Genomic DNA, 17,443 nt, shown 5'->3' on the forward strand with positions numbered 1-17,443 from the left:
TCTATGGAAATTTTAGAGACAAACATTGATTCCAGTTCCAGTGATTTCAAGCTCAACCGCGAGGCCATGCTTGGTATCGTCAACGAATGGCGTGAACGCGTAAACCTTGTGAAACAAGGTGGCGGCGAAGACGCGACTAGAAAACACAAATCCCGTGGCAAGCTGACGGCGCGTGAGCGTATCGAGGCTTTGGTGGACGGCGGAACCGCGTTCCTTGAGTTCTCAACACTTGCGGCGTGGGACATGTACGAAGGCCAGGCGCCGGGTGCGGGTGTGGTCACCGGTATCGGTGTTATCCACGGCACTGAATGCGTGATCGTGGCGAACGATGCGACGGTCAAAGGCGGCACGTACTTCCCGATGACGGTGAAAAAGCACTTGCGCGCGCAAGAGATCGCTTTTGAAAACGGTCTGCCTTGTATTTACCTTGTTGATTCCGGTGGCGCCTTCCTGCCTATGCAGGCGGATGTGTTCCCGGATCGCGATCACTTCGGAAGAATCTTCTACAACCAGGCCCGCATGTCGGCCGCCAACATCCCGCAAATCGCGGTGGTGATGGGTTCTTGTACCGCGGGTGGCGCGTACGTTCCGGCGATGAGTGATGAAACCGTGATCGTGAAAGAAAACGGAACCATCTTCCTGGGGGGGCCTCCTCTGGTGAAAGCGGCGACCGGTGAGGTTGTTGATGCTCAGGAACTGGGCGGGGCGCAGGTGCACTGTGAAACTTCCGGTGTGACGGATCACTTTGCGGAAGATGACGAACACGCGATTGAAATCACCCGTTCCATCGTGGCTCACCTGAACCACAAGCGTGCGGTGCAGTTGAAGACTCTGCCTGTGGAAGAACCATTGTTCGACCAGAAGGAACTTTACGGGATCATCCCGAAAGACAGCCGCACTCCATTTGATGTGCGTGAGGTGATCGCGCGCATCGTGGACGGTTCCCGCTTCCATGAATTTAAACCGCTGTACGGTAAAACTCTTGTAACGGGCTTTGCCCACATCTGGGGCATGCCGGTGGGTATTATCGCCAACAATGGTGTGTTGTTCAGCGAAAGCTCTTTGAAAGCGGCGCACTTTATCGAACTGTGTGAACAGCGCGAAGTGCCTTTGATCTTCCTGCAAAACATCACCGGCTTCATGGTCGGTAAAAAATATGAAAACGAAGGTATCGCCAAACACGGCGCGAAGATGGTGATGGCCGTTTCCAACGCCCATGTGCCGAAATTCACCGTGGTGATTGGTGGTTCTTACGGTGCCGGAAACTATGGTATGTGCGGTCGTGCCTTCCAGCCTCGTCAGTTGTGGATGTGGCCTAACGCCAAGATCAGCGTGATGGGTGGCGAGCAGGCAGCCAACGTTCTTCTGACTGTGAAAATGGATCAGATGGCGGCGAAAAAACAAACGATGTCTGCTGAAGAGCAGGCGGAATTCAAACGTCCAACTTTGGAAAAATACGAAAAAGAAAGCGCTTGTTATTATTCTTCAGCGCGCCTGTGGGATGACGGGATCATTGATCCGGCGGACACCCGCCGTGTGCTGGCATTGGGGATTTCCGCAAGCCTTAACAAGTCCTGGGGTGAAAAAACTCAGGGCGTCTTCAGGATGTAATTATGTCTTTTGTTGTAGTTACAGAAATGAATCAGGTGGCCTATGTGAAACTTCACAGGCCCGAAGTGCGTAACTCTTTCAACCCGGAGATGATCGCCGAGCTGACCAGGATCTTCACCGATCTGGAAGCGCGCAAGGATCTGCGTGCTGTGGTTCTGCAAGGGGAAGGCAAGGTCTTCTGTGCGGGCGCAGACCTGAACTGGATGAAAGAGATGGTGAACTTCACCTTCGAACAAAACCGTGAAGACTCTTTGAAGCTTTTCGGTATGTTTGAAGCCATCGCCCAATGCAGTCTGCCGGTGATTGGCATGATTCACGGCGCGGCCTTTGGCGGCGCTTTGGGGCTGGTGGCGGTTTGTGACGAAGTCATTGCTGAAGAAAACACCCAGTTCTGTTTCAGTGAAGTGAAGCTGGGAATCGCGCCGGCGGTGATCAGTGCCTTTGTGAACAAGAAAGCTGTGCCGGGCAAAGTTCGTCCGTTGATGCTTTCAGGTGTGGTGTTTAACTCGCACATCGCCCAGCAAGCCGGTCTGGTAACTGAAGTGGTTCCAGTGGGTGAAGGCCACACGGCTTTGCAAAAGGTTCTGCACGGCTACATGCAGTGCGGTCCGGATGCGGTTCGTGAAACCAAAAAACTATTGAATGATCTTGATACCTTGAACTGGGCCGATCAGCGCAGCCGTACAACCACGGTGATCGCAGAACGTCGCGCCAGCAATGAAGGGCAGGAAGGCCTGAAATCCTTCCTTGAAAAGCGTGAGCCCGCATGGAGACTGAATTAATGAAAAAGTTCACACGTATTGCCATCGCCAATCGCGGTGAAGTGGCTGTTCGTATTATCAAAGCCTGCGAGGAACTGGGGATTGAAACCGTTCTTCTGCACTCAGAAGCCGACATCAACACCCGCGCTTATCGTATGGCGACTAAAACCATCTGCGTGGGTCCTGCGGCAACGGCGGAAAGTTATCTGAACATTCCAGCCAACATCAACGGCGCTTTGGCCGGTGGTGCGCAAGCGGTGCATCCGGGTTTTGGTTTCCTGTCTGAAAACGCTGATTTCGCGGAGGCTGTGAACAAAGCCGGTTTGACCTTCATTGGTCCTTCTCCGGAAGCGATCCGTGCTTTGGGTGACAAGGTTCACTGTAAAGAGCTGGCAAAGCAGGCGGGTTTGCCGCTGGTGCCGGGTTATCAGGGTGAAAACCAGGATGTGGCTCACTTGATTACGCAGGCTGAGAAAATCGGCTATCCGGTGATCGTGAAGGCCGCTGCCGGTGGTGGTGGCCGCGGGATGAAGCTTTTAAAGTCTTCCGTCGAAGCACACGAGCTGATTGAATCCGCCCAGCGTGAAGCGCAGTCGGCTTTTGGTTCCCCGAAAGTTTTCCTTGAAAAGTATCTGGATCGCGCCAAACACATTGAGTTCCAGGTCTTCGGTGACAGCACCGGAAATGTGCAGCACTTCTTTGACCGTGAATGCTCTGTTCAGCGCCGTCACCAGAAAATCATCGAAGAGGCGACTTCGCCTTCTTTGACCGATGATCTGCGCCGCCGTATGGGTGAAGCGGCTTGTGCGATTGCGACTTTGGGCAAATACAAAGGCGCGGGCACGGTGGAATTCCTTCTGCAAGATGGGGAGTTCTATCTTTTGGAAGTGAACACTCGTTTGCAGGTCGAACACCCGGTAACAGAAGAAGTTCTGGGCGTGGATCTGGTAAAAATGCAGATCCTGACTGCACAAGGCGACTTTGTTCACGACAACAAGCAGATCCGTGCGCCGAAGGGTCATTCCATCGAATGCCGTATCTATGCTGAAAATCCATTCCTGGGTGGCGTACCTTCCACAGGTCTTTTGGGGCATGTGGAATGGCCCGAAGGCCCAGGCCGTCGTTATGAATACGGCTTTGATTCAGGTGATACCATCACGCCGTACTATGACCCGATGATCGCAAAAGTGATCGTGTGGGATGAAAACCGTCCGCGTGCGATTCAGAAAATGATCCGCGTGCTGAAGGATTCCGTGGTGTTTGGGGTTCACACGAACATTCCGTACCTGATCGAAATTCTTTCTCACAAAGAATTTGTCATGGGCACGATGACGACAAGATTTATTGAAACCTACTTCAGTGAATCACTGAAAGAACCAGCTTTGACGGAAATTGAAAAAACCGTGGCAGCCGGAGCTTTGTTGCAACTTCGCGGAGGCGCTGGTGAAACGGCCAAAGCTTCCGCATCCCCTTGGGCTTCTTACTGGAGAGGTATCTAATGGAAGTGAAAGTAAGAATCGACGGTGTTGATCACAAAGCTCAGGCCCAACTGATTGCCGGGACATTGTGGGTTCATTATAACGGCCGTGTTTTCACTCAGGACGCCACGACGGGACGAAAGTCCCGTAAAAAGGGCGGGGCGAGTGGTTCCTCCGATCAGATCATGGCCCCTATGCCGGGTAAAGTGACCAAGTTGCTTTTGGCTCCAGGTGCGGCTGTGGCTGCAGGCCAGGCGGTTTTGGTGATGGAAGCCATGAAAATGGAGTACACTTTAAAGGCAGAGATCGACGGAACTATCGACAGTGTGAACTGTGCCGTCGGCGAACAAGTGGCCTTGGGTAAAGCCCTTGTGAAAATCAAACCAGCATCCGATAAATAGGGCCTATGAAAAAGTCAGTTGTCATTGTGGAAATGGGATTAAGAGACGGTCTTCAGAACGAAAAAACGGTTCTGGATGCTGACACTCGTGTGGAGCTTGCAAGACGACTGATTTTGGCCGGAACCAAGCGTGTTGAAATCGGGGCATTTGTTTCCCCGACCTGGGTTCCGCAAATGGCGGGCACTGCGGAAGTGTTGCAAAAGACTTTCGCGCAGGTGAAGTCCGGAGTAATTCCCAAGAAGACTGAATTTTCGGTTCTGGTTCCCAATGAACGCGGGATGATGGATGCCATCGCCAGCGGCGTAAAGGAAGTTGCGATCTTTGCGGCGTGCTCTGAATCCTTCTCTTTGAAAAACATCAACTGTTCCATCGATGAAAGCTTCAAACGCTTCGAGCCGGTGATGGCTTTGGCAAAGAAGCACAAGATCAAAGTGCGTGGTTATCTTTCCACGTGCTTTGGTTGTCCCTTTGAAGGCAAGGTGTCTGAGGCCAAAGTGGTGAAGCTTGCTCAGCGCATGCACAAGCTGGGTGTGTACGAGCTTTCCATCGGCGACACCATCGGCGTGGCGGATGTGGGGCAGGTGGAATCTTTGTTCAGAAAGTTGAAGAAAGTCGTTCCGGTAAAAAAACTTGCCGGTCATTTTCATGATACGCGCGGGCAGGCTTTGGCGAACATTCTTGCGGCGTACAAACTGGGGATCAATGTCTTTGACACCAGCCTGGGTGGTTTGGGCGGATGCCCTTATGCTCCGGGGGCCACGGGCAACGTTGCGACTGAGGACGTGGTTTACATGTTCCATGGTATGGGTGTGAAAACGGGTCTGAATCTGGACAAGCTGATTGAAATCAATCCGTGGATGGCGGAAAAAATCCAGCATCCACTTCCATCAAAGGTCGGCAAAGTCGGCCGTTTGAAACCTTTGGGTAAAGTTCAAAAGTAAATTATTTCTGAGCGGAGGTTTGTGATGCCATTTGCGGTGTCACAAGCAGTTCCGGATACAGTTTAGAGTACCAGTACTGGTTGCGCAGGATGCCTGCGACGTATTCACGGGTTTCATCAAACGGAATCAGGTCCACGAACAGCAACGGATTTTCCACCGGATAGCGTTTCATCCATTTGCGTACGTTGCCGCTGCCGGCGTTGTAGGACGCCAGGGCTTTCATGTGATCATTCTTGAATTCTTTTACCAACGCAGCAAAATAGCGCGCACCCAACTGGATGTTGCTTGAGGGATCCAGCAGTTCTTTGTCGGTGACCACGCGTTTTTTCAGATCTTTCGCCGTGCGAGGCATGATTTGCATCAAGCCCGTCGCGCCCACCGGGCTTTTGGTGTTCGGATTGAAGGAACTTTCCTGACGGATCAAAGACAGAAGCAGGAACGGATCCTGATCGCGGTGATGTTTGATCACCAGATCTTCAAACGCCAGTGGATAATAGATATTCAGATTCTTCAGTGTCTTGAACTGAGGATGATTCTGGAACAGGCGGCTGAGCACCATGAAACGCTGATGATTCATGTCATCAAACTTCGCCAGCAGTGTTGCCACATAAAGCTGGAAACCGGGTTCTGCCTCGGCCAGCTCTGCATAGTCGATAAATTCAAGCGTGCGTTTTGCCAGGGCATCTTTTTGCTGAGCCATGAAGTGCTCAACCAATTGGATGGCGCCATTCAGATCTTCAAATGAGCTGCGGGTCTGCATGCGCTGCTCTCGCAGGTCGGAAACCGTCTGATAAGGGCCGTCTTCCATTGTCGCGTAGTCTGTCAGGATGTGATAGCTCAGCGGGAAGCTGGTGAAGTGATCTTCCATGGTGTTGGCAGAGACAGATTTCCCTTGCTCGCGCGCGGCATGATTCATCCAGAACTGCGCACGGGATGTCAGTGCGATGTCCTTGGAAAGCGTGGAAAGTTTCTTCAGGAAGTCTGTGGCTTGTTCAGGATTGTCCTGCCAGATTTCAAACAAACCGCCACGGTAAAGACCAAGATCGCTGAATTCTTTATCTGTGCTGCAATCGAAAGTGCGGGCATACAGCGCGCGCACGGTGGAAAGCACTTTTGCATCGGGAAGTTTTTCTTCCAGCTTAAAGGCTATGGCAGTTGCCAGGTGCGGGGAAATGCAGGTTTTGTCGTTTAGAATATGCTCAGTCAGGTTGTGGCGATCTTTGTTTGAAAGAGTCGAAACAGCGCGCACACTTTCTGATTCAGAAGTGTTGGAAAGCTCTGTCCATTTTTGCTGACGAATTAATTTTGTCAGTTGGGCTGCTTTCAATCGGGTGTCTTTATCTTTCCCGGCAGCGGATTTGTCTTTATAGAAGCTTTTGCAAAGAACGGCATTGCGTTCGATATGGCAGCCCTTATAGCGGGCGGCAAAGAAGTTGTGCTTTTCATTCAGTTGAATAAAGAGCTCAGCGGCTTCTTTGTGTTCCTGGGAAACAGGGGTGGGGCTGGCATGTACATTTTGTAACAGCTGCCCAAAACCGGCATCGAAATAGCAACCGGCCGCCGCTAATGTCAGGGCGAAGGTGCTTGAAATCATTAATAAAGTCTTAAACCGGTTTTTCTGCATAGTTGTTAAAGTGGTTTAACTGCACTAACCGTACCCTTTGGAGGCTAAGCAGATTGGCGGTGGATTCCACTTAAAATGCTTTTGAAACGTGTCAGATTGAGACGAACTGACTAAGATGATGTCTATGCATTTTTTAAAAGCGCTTTTGGTCATTGCGATAGGATTGTCAGGCGGAGTGGTCTTTGCCAAAGAGACCTGCTCTAAGCAGTATATCGTGGGTACCAACAACTATATGCCGATGTACTTTCGTAATCCCGGCGGCCAAGCCGGGGGCGTTGATGAGGATCTGATCTCTGCCATCATGGCAAGAAGCGATTGTGGATACAATTCCCGAGGCATGTCCCGGCCGATGGCGGTTGAGTCCTTGAAGCGAAATCAACTGGATTTGATTCTGCTGGTGGCAGAAAATAACATCTATTCCGATGGCGGCGCAGATTTCATTCCACTGTTTCGTTCAGTGCGTGAACTGGTTGTGCGCAAATCGAAATATAAAAAGGGTCAGACGGTTGCTGATGTTTTCGGAAATAGAAAAGTCATTTTTGGAAACCTGATCGGATCCCGTGCGGTGATGACAGAGCCTGAGTATCAGATGCTGCTTAAAGACAGCCGGATCATTCAGGTGCCGGATGCTGTCGGTGTTTATTCCCTGATTCAAAAAGGCCGTACGGATGCAGTTATTGCGACTCCGCTTTTGAATAACTATCTGGTTAAAGATTTAAAAATAGAGAATGACGTCATCCTGGTTTCGGATCGCAATTTTACAACGTCATTGGGTATTTATGTTTCCAGGCAGAGAGTGGGACAGCAAGACCGCGCAAGGCTTGAAGAGGTCGTGCGTAAGATGAAGAAAGACGGGACCATAGAAAGAATCATCTCAAAGTATCTTACGCAGGATCAGATGTCGTCAGTGACCTTCGAATAGACGGTTACTGACAGGATTTTGCTTTGGAAGGCGTGAAGTTATAGATCATGGTGCCGCCTTCTTTCAGGAATCCTTGTTTCAGTTGATCCAGATATGGGGGCGGAGTTCCCAGCTTGCTGCGACCGTGGCGGACGGTGTCCAGTGATCCCGCAACCCCCAGACAACCCTGAGTTGGAGTATACGGATCCCAGCCGTGCAACAGAACGCCGCGACCATGGATATCCTGATTTTCCGGCTCGAGGCCCAACAGTTCAATACCGTCACGAATATTACCGCCGCGCGGAGGGCTGTAGGCTTTGGTCATGATAGCGCCATTCGGAGTTTTCAAGGAACCCCGGCCGTTACCGAAGCCGCCTTCACCGCGGGACACCCAAAGGGGATTTTTATCCACAACATTGGCTAGGGAGCCATCGGCGTTCAAAATCCACATTTTTCCCATCACACCGCCATCAGAGAAGTCATTGAAAATGAACTTGTCCTGATTGACCTTGCCTTTGTTTTTCTTCAACGCTTCCATAGCCTGCTTCAGGCCGCAGTTCAAAGTCTTGTTGTTCTGAATGACTTCAGGAAATTTCTTTTCATCGCAATTGGCAGTGGCGCTGCGGGAGTTCAGCATGCGATTGGTGCTGTCGATCTTTTCCGTCATCGCCGAAGCCATGGCATCAGCCTCGGCCACTTCAGTTCCGGTGCTTGGCGTGACCAGGGATTTCGGTTTGGATCCCAAGCCGAACAAGTTCAGGAACCAGTCGATCAAATTAAAGCTTCCGGTTTTGTAGGCTGGCACATCGCTGGTCAAAGTACAGTTGGTAGTGCCATCACCGGCGGAGCAGGTGGCAGCATCACTGCCCAGATCGGACTTTTGCACCACCAGGCTTGAGGATTTTGCCAATGCCTGCAGATCGGCGTTGTCGGAAGTGTCTTCCGTGCCGCTGATATCAGTGACCTGATAAAGAGAGTTTTTATCAACGTCTTTTAAAAAGCCGCTGTTGCCTTCGTACTGGGGAGTGATAAAGCGGGTGCCCTCTTTGACGGCCTGAAGTTTCACCGAAGAGTTTTTTGGCAAGGCCCCGATAGGCATGACCGCCTCGGTGGATGCATAACTGACTGCTTGTAACAGAAATATTGAAGCGCCAACAATGAACGGTCTCATAGTCTTAATTTAAATGAAAAAGACTCTGAAATTAAGGCCAGTTTCTGTCAAATGGCGGGGAAGGTCCTGTTCCGGGAAAAACTGAGGGGCACTGGACCCCTCAGATACAAAGAGCGGTGCTTAGAACAGGTATTCCGCTCCCAGTGAGCCAGAGAAGCCCTCTGAATAGAAGCTGTAGGTTTCTTCATAGCGGTGGTCCGTCAGGTTGTTCAGGCGGGTGAAGACATTGATATTGTCATTCCATTGATATGAATAAGCAGCGTTGGCGGTCACATAACCCGGAATTGAAGTGGAGGCATAAGCCGTCATCGAGATCGGTGCGCCGTTATCCATGCGTTCGCCAGCACCCACCAGCTCCAAAGCAGCGGTGTGTTTGTCGTGGTTTTGGATGTATTTCAGGCTGCCGTTCACAAGCGGACGACGCAGCAGCCACGTGCCGGTGTCGACATTGCGTGGCTCCTGATAACCGTAGGTCGCGATGAATGTGCCGCCAGTCCAAGGACGGATGGTATAGCTGATATCAACACCACGGGTTTCGGTTTTGGAAACGTTTTCGTACTGAATGCTTGGGAATGAACCGGAAATCTGGATCAGATCCGTGAAATCAGAACGGAAGAAAGTGATGGAAGCGCTTTGGCTTTCAGAGATTTCAAATTCCTGCATCAGGCTGTACTGAACGGCGCGCTCGGCTTTCAGGTCTGGATTGCCATAAGAAGAATACAACTGGAACAGGGATGGAATCTTGTATCCGGAAGCCACTTCAAGCTTGGTGTGCTCAAACACGGTCAGGCCAATTTGATAGGTGCTGACAGCATCCTGATCCGCCCAGTTTTCCACGCGGCCACCCACGGCCAAAGAAAAGCCCGGATGGAATTCATAGTCAGCCTTGGCAAAGACACCGCGCTGTTCAGAGAACGTATTCACGGATTCCACACCCTTGTCACGGTATGTGAAGTCTTCATAAAGATAGCTAAGCCCCGCAGCCACGCTGATCTTTTCAGACTTGTACGGAGTCAGATCCAGACGGGCGGTGCGCAGATTTGCGCCATATTTCTGGTCAGTGCCTGTTGGGTTTTGTACTGGAACAACCGGCCACTCATAAGTGCGCAAGCTGTTTTGCATGCTCAAAGCCAGGCGCGGTTCGAACGGAAGTTCGTTGAATTTCATGTAAGTGGAACCACCAATCTGACGGGTGAACATTTCCAGATCCTCGGTGTCCATCACCTGATTGGTGGTGCGATCCGTGGTCGGGGACGTGTTGAAGTCCTGCAGGAACAGGGCTTTCAGGTTTCCATCAACAGCGCCCTTCCATACATAGGCACCTTCGGCGTTCCAGTTGTTGCGGGAATAGGTTTCGGTGGAATCAAGCACTGGGGATTCTGCGTCTCTCCATGCGCCATGACCGCGCAATACCAAGGCGTTGTTGTCATTCAAAGCTTCTGTGTGACCGACAGTCACGTCGCGGAAGTTCTGGGTGCCCAGTTGACCTTGCAGGGAGCTTTGGCTTTTGATTTCCTGAGGAATAGTATCGATCTTGATTACGCCGGACAATGCCTGACCGCCGTAAAGCACTGTCTGGCCACCTTTGATGATTTCAATGCGGCGAACGGATTTGATATCCAGGGAATTCAAATTGAATGTTCTTTGCACCGTAGAGGCGTCATAGAACGGAACGCCGTCGACAATGATCATCACGTGCCCAGAGTCACCGCCACGAATGAAGATGGAGTTGGGCTGAAAGGGTGTGCTGACGACGGTTATGTTGGCCTGGCTGGAAAGCAGACTGGTGATGTTCGGAGCGCGGGAATCCTTGATGGTCTTTTCATCGATCACGACCTTGTTGGAGGTGTTAAAAACAACATCCTCAACAACGGTTTCAAAACTGGGAACAGCTTCTTGAGCGTGAGCGGCCAAACCCAGGAACAGGCAGGCAAGCAGAACTGAATATTTCACTGATAAATCCTTTAAACCGGTGCAAGACTTAATTTACTTCTAATTTAAATCTATAGGTGTAACGGATCTTAACAGCAACAGATTCTTCGCCTTTGAAAGCTGGTTGAAATTCGAATTTTTTCAGTGCCTCCACGGCGGATTCATTCAAGCCATGACCCGGTCCGCTTAGAACCTGCACGTGGCGGACTTTGCCTTCGCGGTCGATCAGGATTTCCAGAATGACGGGCCCATCCACAGCGGCTTTCTTGGCTTCTTCCGGATATTGGGCTTTGAATTCACGTTTAACTTTTGGAAGACGGGTGATTTCGCTGAAGCCCACCGGGGTGGTGGAATCTCCGCCACCACCTGCCGCACCCGCGTCTGCGTTGGCAGTTGTTTCAGGGGCTTCGCTCTTTACAGATTCCGACGGAACAGTCGGTGCTGGTTTGCTGACAGCAGCCGGAGGTGCCGGCGGCAGGCCTGAAACACCTGCAGGGCTTGTAACCGTCAGATCCACCACGGTCCCCAGATCTGGAGACACCGGCGAAGCACCCCACTGCAGGGCCGTGACCGCCAGCAAATGCAAAATAACTGATAATAGGATCCAAAGTTTAAGTTTCAAGCCCTTAGACCTTCTCATAATCCAATTTTAAGTCAATGCCCGGCAGGGCTATTGTGGGAAGAGCTCAGATGGTGTAGAGTGGTTCTTGTCGGGCTCTAAATCCGGCGTCTATGAGAAATTAATCCGTCATCTTATTCTTTTTTTAAGAACTCACATCGGCCCCCTTCGGGCTTGGACGGATTATTTACTATGCAAAACAATTTATTTCAGGTGACCGGAAGGTCCCTGTTCTATGAGCTTCCCAACGGGGCGAAGCTTTTGAATGATATTTCATTTACGTGGAACTTTCGCCGGTGTGCCTTGGTCGGCCCCAATGGCGTGGGGAAAACCACGCTGGCAAAGATTCTTGCAGGAATTTTGGAACCCAAAAGCGGTGAATTGCGCTGTTCACAAAACGTGGTGTATCTGGCGCAGGTCAGTGAACCGGCAGATATCACCGTCGGTGAGTATCTGATCGGCCTGTGGGAAAGCCCGGTAGCGGACCCGGCAGTGTGGGGCTTGCTGCTTCAGGATATTCCGCTGGAGCAAAATCTAAAGTGTTTGAGCGGTGGCCAGTGGACCCGTGTGCGCATTGCTGAAGCCCTGGGGCGCGGCGGTGGGCTGCTGATCCTGGATGAGCCGACAAACAATCTGGATCGTGAGGCGCGCGAACTCGTGTATCGCTTTGTGCGTGAATATCCGGGATGTCTGCTGCTGATCAGTCACGATCGTGAACTGATGGAGGAAGTCGACGGTATCTGGGAGCTTTCCAGTCAGGGACTTTCAAGCTATGGCGGCAGCTATTCTTTTTACGAAGAGCAAAAACAGGCCGAACGGGAACTGCTTGAGGAAAAGATCGACCGCGCAAGACGTGAAAAAAAGAAGCTGGAACGCGAACACCACGACAAATTGCAGACCCAGGAAAAGCGCATGCGTGCAGGTGACGCCAAAGCCGCCAAGGGCGGGATTCCCCGGATCATTGTTGGCGGACTGAAGCGCCGGGCGCAGGAAACCCACGCACGCATCAATGTGAATGAGGAAAAGCGTGTGGAAAAGTCGCAGGAAAACCTGCGCGAACTGGTGCAGGCGCAAAAGGTTGAAAGCCGTCTGGGGCTGGATTTGAGCGCCGCAGCCCTGCCGGAAGGAAAGCTTGTTTTTGAGCTGGATCACTTCAACTTAAGTTATCTTTCAGAGGGTTCCTTTCTTTGGCAGGAGCCATTGACTTGTGCCATGCGCGGACCCCGAAGATGGGCTTTGTATGGAAGAAATGGCGCGGGCAAAACCTCGTTGCTGGATTGCCTGTTGGGCCGTTCACAAGCGGTGCGCACCGCAGGTGTCTGCCGTCTGGGAGAGGTGCCCGTTCAGGTCTTGGATCAAAAGTATTCGTTGCTGGATGCCGATCATTCTGTGCTGGAAAACGTGATGGAAAAATCCAGGTTTGATCCGATAGAGACCCGCAACCGTCTGGCACAGTTTCAGTTCTTTGGTGACATGGTTCATCGCAAGACCCGGGACTTAAGCGGAGGTGAAAAGCTGAAGGCGTCTTTGGCGAAGCTATTGCTGTCCCAGCCCGTGCCGCAGCTCTTGATTCTGGACGAGCCCACCAACAATCTGGATCTGGCCAGTTTGAAGGTTCTGGAAATGGCCTTGGCAGAATACGCCGGAGCGCTGCTGGTGGTTTCCCACGATGAGGTGTTTCTGCAAAATATCGGGGTCGAAGCGGTATTGGAAATCGGATAGGGTCCCAAAAAACAGGGGCCCACCCTTTGCAATGTTCCAGCTTCGCTATGTTTGCTCGTTGGTTCACCGTTCTATCTTTTGTGTGTTTTGGCCTACTTAGCCTTTTTGTCGTTCAGATGACAAGAAGGCCGCTCTGTATTGAATCCAAGGTTGTCGAAAGAATCGACAGACTGGGACCTCAGTCGACGGACACCATCTATCGCTGTGCTGTGAACCGTGAAACGGCTTACAGCACCTATTTTGGGGAGCAAAGCCGGGACCTGACGTATCGGATTCAAAAGACCGAGCGTCTGCTGGAAAGCTTTGAACCCTTCCGCAAGAAAGTGCAGCTCACGATCTTCCCGGATCGACCGTACTTGTACCGCGTTCAGGGACAGCATATTTTTATCGGCCAGAAGATGCTGGAGGCTCCGGGGCATCTGGAAAAGGCGCTAGCAAAAGTCTGGTATCACGAACGCAATGACTCCTTGTTTGTGCAGCAGGATCTGATGGAAGAAGTCTTTACTGATTTCCTGGTGTATCTGGATCTGGGGGATCTTGATATCGGAGACCCGGATACGCGTCTGAAGACAGCGCTTCGTAAAGTGAAGTGGCCGTTTGTTCTGAAATCTGTGGCAGCTTACTGTGATTCGCCATGGAAGCAGTCTGAACACTTCGCCCTTTGTCAGAATAAAGCCGAAGCCGCGCATGAGCTGAATCAGCAAGTGGTGGAAATGAGTCTGCGCCCGCTGCTGGTCACAAGCTGGGTGAATGCCTATCGTCAGTTGACGATGAAAGAGCGTTTTGAATTCACGCAGAATCTGCCGCAGCTTTTGCGCGCTGACCATTCCGAGCCTTTGCCGATCGTGGGCAGTGCTGAAGCCATGATGTCCGACACCGCTTTGATGAAAGCGGCTGAAGCCATCAAGAACGTGAATCTGTTTGTTTCAAAGACCAATGCCATCAAGGATTCTGAAACTCATCGTTTGTTCCTGGCGAATTTCACCAATGAACTTCGCATGAACGGGTTCCATGACGCCTTTGCCGAAGCGTCCTTTGATGTTTTGTATGTGGCGCAGGAAGAGCTGAACGAAAAATCCAAAGTGCTGCAGCAGTTTATGAAAATTGCCAAAGCCCAGCCAAAACTTCAGATGGCCGTACGTGATGGAACAAACCTTTGGATGCTGCCATCCCGTTATCCGGTGCCGGTAAAGTCTTTTGGTCAGATCAAGTCAGTCCGTACCGTGGTGGAAAAATGCGGTGGCTACAATTTTAGCTATGTGATGGACTATGCCGAAGAAACCGAAAAGTTGCTGGTAGTGGACCATTGTGACGGCAAAAAAGAGATCCAGTATTCCCGCTATCTTTCGGAAGGGGCTGAAGGTTTTGGGGCTCAGAACAAAGGAACCGCGTTTGTGCAGTTCCATCTGCCTTCGTTGCTGATGAAGAAGGCCGAGCTGGAGCAGGTTTCAAATGTCTTTGAATTTATTCAGAAGCGCGATGTGGAAAGTGCGCCTTTTAAAAGCCTGGGCTGGCGCGAGGTTCACTGGAGTGAGCAGGCCAATGCTTATCAGCCAAAGGCCTTTGTCGATGCTATTGAATGGTTCCGCGTTCCAAACTAGGGGTTGTCCAGGCTTGGCAGCTCTTCCTTGAAGGCCGAGATATCTTTCTGCAGTTTGTCTCGGTTGTTTTCCAGAGTATTCAAATCACTTTGCAATGAAAACACCTCTGATTTTTTGCTGTTGATATTTGAATCAAGCACAGAAATCTGGGAATTGAAGTGAGTCACCAACTGGCTTTGCTGATTTATCATTGCCGCGGACTTGCTGGATTCCAGACCGCTTTTCTCCGCTTCCAACGCGCTCAATCTGCTGCGTGCAAAACTTAAATTATTGCGCTTGTGCAGAATATCCATATCCAGGCTGCGTACTTCGGAGGACTTGCTGTCGATCAGGGATTGAACGTATTTTTTGCGACCTTTACGGTATTCAGGCAGGAAAGCCGGTTCAAGTTCCTTCGGGCAAACGTTCTGATACTTTTTGCCGGAGGTGCCGGCAACGAAGCCGTTGGATTTTGCACAGTAATCCACCGTGCCTTTGCGGTGTTCAGCAACCAAAACATTAATCTGCGGTCCTTCGCAGATATCGCGAGAGAAGAAATCACCACTTTTTCCGATGATGTACGCATTGGTGGTGGTGCAGTACTTTTCAACGCCGCTTTTAAAGCCTTTATCCAGTTGGGATTCCTGAATATCAGCCTCGACTTTGCGGCATTCGTTCACTACCGGGTCGGCATTCAGCCATTGGCCGCGCATGGCAACTTTTTGGCCGTGTTCAAACCAGTTGATGGATTCGCAGTCTTTCTTTTTGAAGTAGCTTGCACAACCCGCCAATTGAAATGCCATTACCGTCAACACCAATACACGCAACATCGTCATTACCCCACAAGCTGTTTCAGCTCGTTTTCAAAATTCTGCTGGTCTTCCATGGCTTGCAGCATGGAGGATTCCAGATCTTCAATGGCCCCGCTCAGTTCATGCAGCTCTTTGGCCAGGCCTGCGGCTTTGTCCCCGGCCGCGGTCATCAGACTTTCATTTAAAGCGTCTCTCTTTTTAGTGAGATCGGCAATCTTCTTGTCACAGTCTTCAATCAGTTTCTGGGCCTTCTTGATCTGGGTCTCAAGCTTCTTTCGTTCTTCTTTATAGTTGAATTTCGGAGCCTCGGCGGCTTTTTCGGAACTGACTTTTTGCGTTGTCGCGCCTTCGTTCAGATCACGTTCTGCCAGGAAACCTTTTTGCAGACTCCAAACATACTCGTCATAGGTGCCGGGATACAAAGTCAACTTCCCGTGGTTCACCTCGAGGATTTTGTTGGCCACGCGGCCGATAAAACCCCGATCGTGGCTGACCGTGATGATGGTGCCTTCGTATTTTTCCAAAGCCGTGGTCAATGCCTCGACTGTGTCAAAATCAAGGTGATTCGTAGGCTCATCCAAGAGCAGCAGCGGTGATTTTTGCAGCAGGATCTGACCCAAAGCCACACGGGACTTTTCGCCGCCGGAAAGGACTTTCACTTTCTTGTGAACGTTGTCCCCGGAAAATAACAAACTGCCGGCGATGTTCAGCACATCCTGCTGGGTTACTTCTTTGTGGGCGGCAGAGGCCATGGCTTCTAAAACTGAATGTTCAGGATTCAAAGATTCCGGCGTGTGCTGGGCAAAATAGGACAGGCTGACCTGATGACCCCATTTGATGGATCCACGCACCAGGGGAATCTGTTCACCCAGGGACTTTAACAGAGTGGATTTACCGGCCCCATTCAGCCCCACGATGCCCAGATGATTGCCGCGCTCTAAGCGCAGGGTTACGTCTTTCAAGATCACCTTGTCGCCATAACCACATTCGACATTTTCCACTTCCAGAATCATTTTTCCGGTCTGGGAGGCCGGCGGAATGTGAATATGGGAATGGGTGGGTGCTGCCTTCACCTCGATGACCTCCATTTTTTCCAAAGCCTTAAGGCGGCTTTGCGCCTGACGGGCTTTGGTGGCTTTGGCTCCGAAACGGGTCACAAAGTCCATGATGGATTTCTTTTTGGCTTGTTGGCTTAGAACCTGCTTTTGCAGAATTTCAGCCAGCATTTGTTTTTGTTCAAAATAGTCGTCAAGACTTCCCGGGAACTTCACGATGTCGCCGGATTCGACTTCCAGAATATGATCCGTCACCCGGCGCAGGAATTCGCGGTCGTGCGAAATCAGCAGAAATGCGCCTTTGTATTCCTGCAGGAAGTTTTCCAGAACCAGCAGGGTTTCCAGATCCAGGAAGTTCGTTGGCTCATCCAGCAACAGCAGGTTGGGCTCTTGACCGATCAGGTACAATAGCTTCACACGCATGCGGTAGCCACCGCTGAGTTGCTTTAAGTGGGACTGGAAGTGACTTTCCGTCAAACCCAGTTTCAAACCGAACTGTTTCAGCTCCCACAGAGGCTTGATGCAATTTTTTTCCAGATACTCTTCGACCTTTTGATCGACGTCCCAGTCAGATTCCTGTTCCAGATAGCCCAGACGCAGTTGTTGGGATTTGGTCACGATCCCTTCATCAAGATGTTCCTGATCGACCAGAATTTTAAACAGAGTGGATTTGCCGGCACCGTTGGGGCCGATAACGCCGACGTGTTCACCTTCGTTGATCGCGAAAGTGGCATCGTCAAAGAGAACTTTGGCGCCAAAGGCCTTGTGGCCGGATTGCAGTTGCAGAAGAGTGATAGCCATACGGCCTAAACTGAAGGAATTTCGTCGCGGGGTC

The 17,443-nt window shown here is 51.1% G+C and carries 14 protein-coding genes; 8 read left to right on the forward strand and 6 right to left on the reverse strand.

The features are described from left to right. Window positions 1-3: 3 nt before the first annotated feature. The 5 genes from B9G79_RS01620 to B9G79_RS01640 are packed head-to-tail and all read left to right on the forward strand — an operon-like array spanning window position 4 to window position 5,192. Window positions 4-1,611 carry a carboxyl transferase domain-containing protein gene (locus B9G79_RS01620; RefSeq protein ID WP_088564001.1) on the forward strand — a complete coding sequence of 536 codons (1,608 nt, stop codon included), beginning with the start codon at window positions 4-6 and terminating at the stop codon, window positions 1,609-1,611. A 2-nt stretch (window positions 1,612-1,613) separates the two neighbouring features. Next, entirely contained in the window at window positions 1,614-2,393 is a 780-nt protein-coding gene (locus B9G79_RS01625) for an enoyl-CoA hydratase-related protein (RefSeq protein WP_088564002.1), read from the forward strand. Next, the gene (locus tag B9G79_RS01630) at window positions 2,393-3,871 is read left to right on the forward strand and encodes an acetyl-CoA carboxylase biotin carboxylase subunit (RefSeq protein WP_088564003.1); all 1,479 of its coding nucleotides are present in this window, start codon (window positions 2,393-2,395) and stop codon (window positions 3,869-3,871) included. The genes B9G79_RS01625 and B9G79_RS01630 overlap by 1 nt, the downstream gene beginning before the upstream one ends. Then, window positions 3,871-4,251, forward strand: coding sequence for an acetyl-CoA carboxylase biotin carboxyl carrier protein subunit (locus B9G79_RS01635; protein WP_088564004.1), 381 nt, complete (start codon window positions 3,871-3,873; stop codon window positions 4,249-4,251). The genes B9G79_RS01630 and B9G79_RS01635 overlap by 1 nt, the downstream gene beginning before the upstream one ends. Before the next feature lie 5 nt (window positions 4,252-4,256). Then, window positions 4,257-5,192, forward strand: a complete 936-nt coding sequence (locus B9G79_RS01640) for a hydroxymethylglutaryl-CoA lyase (RefSeq protein WP_088564005.1) — start codon at window positions 4,257-4,259, stop codon at window positions 5,190-5,192. Between the two features lies 1 nt (window position 5,193). On the opposite strand, the gene B9G79_RS01645 is transcribed toward B9G79_RS01640, so the two are convergent. After that, complete coding sequence (locus tag B9G79_RS01645; RefSeq protein ID WP_232468978.1) at window positions 5,194-6,786, reverse strand: lytic transglycosylase domain-containing protein; 1,593 nt, start codon at window positions 6,784-6,786, stop codon at window positions 5,194-5,196. Between the two features lie 154 nt (window positions 6,787-6,940). Between B9G79_RS01645 and B9G79_RS01650 the strand changes: the two genes are divergently transcribed. Beyond that, complete coding sequence (locus tag B9G79_RS01650; RefSeq protein ID WP_232468979.1) at window positions 6,941-7,738, forward strand: substrate-binding periplasmic protein; 798 nt, start codon at window positions 6,941-6,943, stop codon at window positions 7,736-7,738. Window positions 7,739-7,742: 4 nt separating this feature from the next. On the opposite strand, the gene B9G79_RS01655 is transcribed toward B9G79_RS01650, so the two are convergent. The 3 genes from B9G79_RS01655 to B9G79_RS01665 form a co-directional block, all read right to left on the reverse strand. After that, window positions 7,743-8,888: a hypothetical protein gene (locus tag B9G79_RS01655; RefSeq protein WP_088564008.1), complete on the reverse strand. Its 1,146-nt coding sequence runs from the start codon at window positions 8,886-8,888 to the stop codon at window positions 7,743-7,745. A gap of 120 nt (window positions 8,889-9,008) precedes the next feature. Next, on the reverse strand, window positions 9,009-10,841 hold the full coding sequence (locus B9G79_RS01660) for a TonB-dependent receptor plug domain-containing protein (RefSeq protein WP_088564009.1): 1,833 nt from the start codon (window positions 10,839-10,841) through the stop codon (window positions 9,009-9,011). 28 nt (window positions 10,842-10,869) lie between these two features. Continuing rightward, the gene (locus B9G79_RS01665) at window positions 10,870-11,442 is read right to left on the reverse strand and encodes an energy transducer TonB (RefSeq protein ID WP_232468980.1); all 573 of its coding nucleotides are present in this window, start codon (window positions 11,440-11,442) and stop codon (window positions 10,870-10,872) included. Window positions 11,443-11,631: 189 nt separating this feature from the next. Between B9G79_RS01665 and B9G79_RS01670 the strand changes: the two genes are divergently transcribed. After that, window positions 11,632-13,161 carry an ATP-binding cassette domain-containing protein gene (locus B9G79_RS01670; RefSeq protein WP_088564011.1) on the forward strand — a complete coding sequence of 510 codons (1,530 nt, stop codon included), beginning with the start codon at window positions 11,632-11,634 and terminating at the stop codon, window positions 13,159-13,161. Window positions 13,162-13,277: 116 nt separating this feature from the next. Beyond that, window positions 13,278-14,762, forward strand: coding sequence for a hypothetical protein (locus B9G79_RS01675; RefSeq protein WP_088566738.1), 1,485 nt, complete (start codon window positions 13,278-13,280; stop codon window positions 14,760-14,762). Here the strand turns inward: B9G79_RS01675 and B9G79_RS01680 are convergent. Together B9G79_RS01680 and B9G79_RS01685 are read right to left on the reverse strand one after the other, a co-directional pair. Beyond that, window positions 14,759-15,544 carry a DUF2799 domain-containing protein gene (locus tag B9G79_RS01680; RefSeq protein WP_232468982.1) on the reverse strand — a complete coding sequence of 262 codons (786 nt, stop codon included), beginning with the start codon at window positions 15,542-15,544 and terminating at the stop codon, window positions 14,759-14,761. The two genes, B9G79_RS01675 and B9G79_RS01680, sit on opposite strands and share 4 nt — an antisense overlap. A gap of 32 nt (window positions 15,545-15,576) precedes the next feature. Continuing rightward, on the reverse strand, window positions 15,577-17,409 hold the full coding sequence (locus B9G79_RS01685; RefSeq protein ID WP_088566739.1) for an ABC-F family ATP-binding cassette domain-containing protein: 1,833 nt from the start codon (window positions 17,407-17,409) through the stop codon (window positions 15,577-15,579). Between the last annotated feature and the right edge of the window lie 34 nt (window positions 17,410-17,443).

The sequence above is a fragment of the Bdellovibrio bacteriovorus genome (genome assembly GCF_002208115.1).
Lineage (GTDB): Bacteria > Bdellovibrionota > Bdellovibrionia > Bdellovibrionales > Bdellovibrionaceae > Bdellovibrio > Bdellovibrio bacteriovorus_C.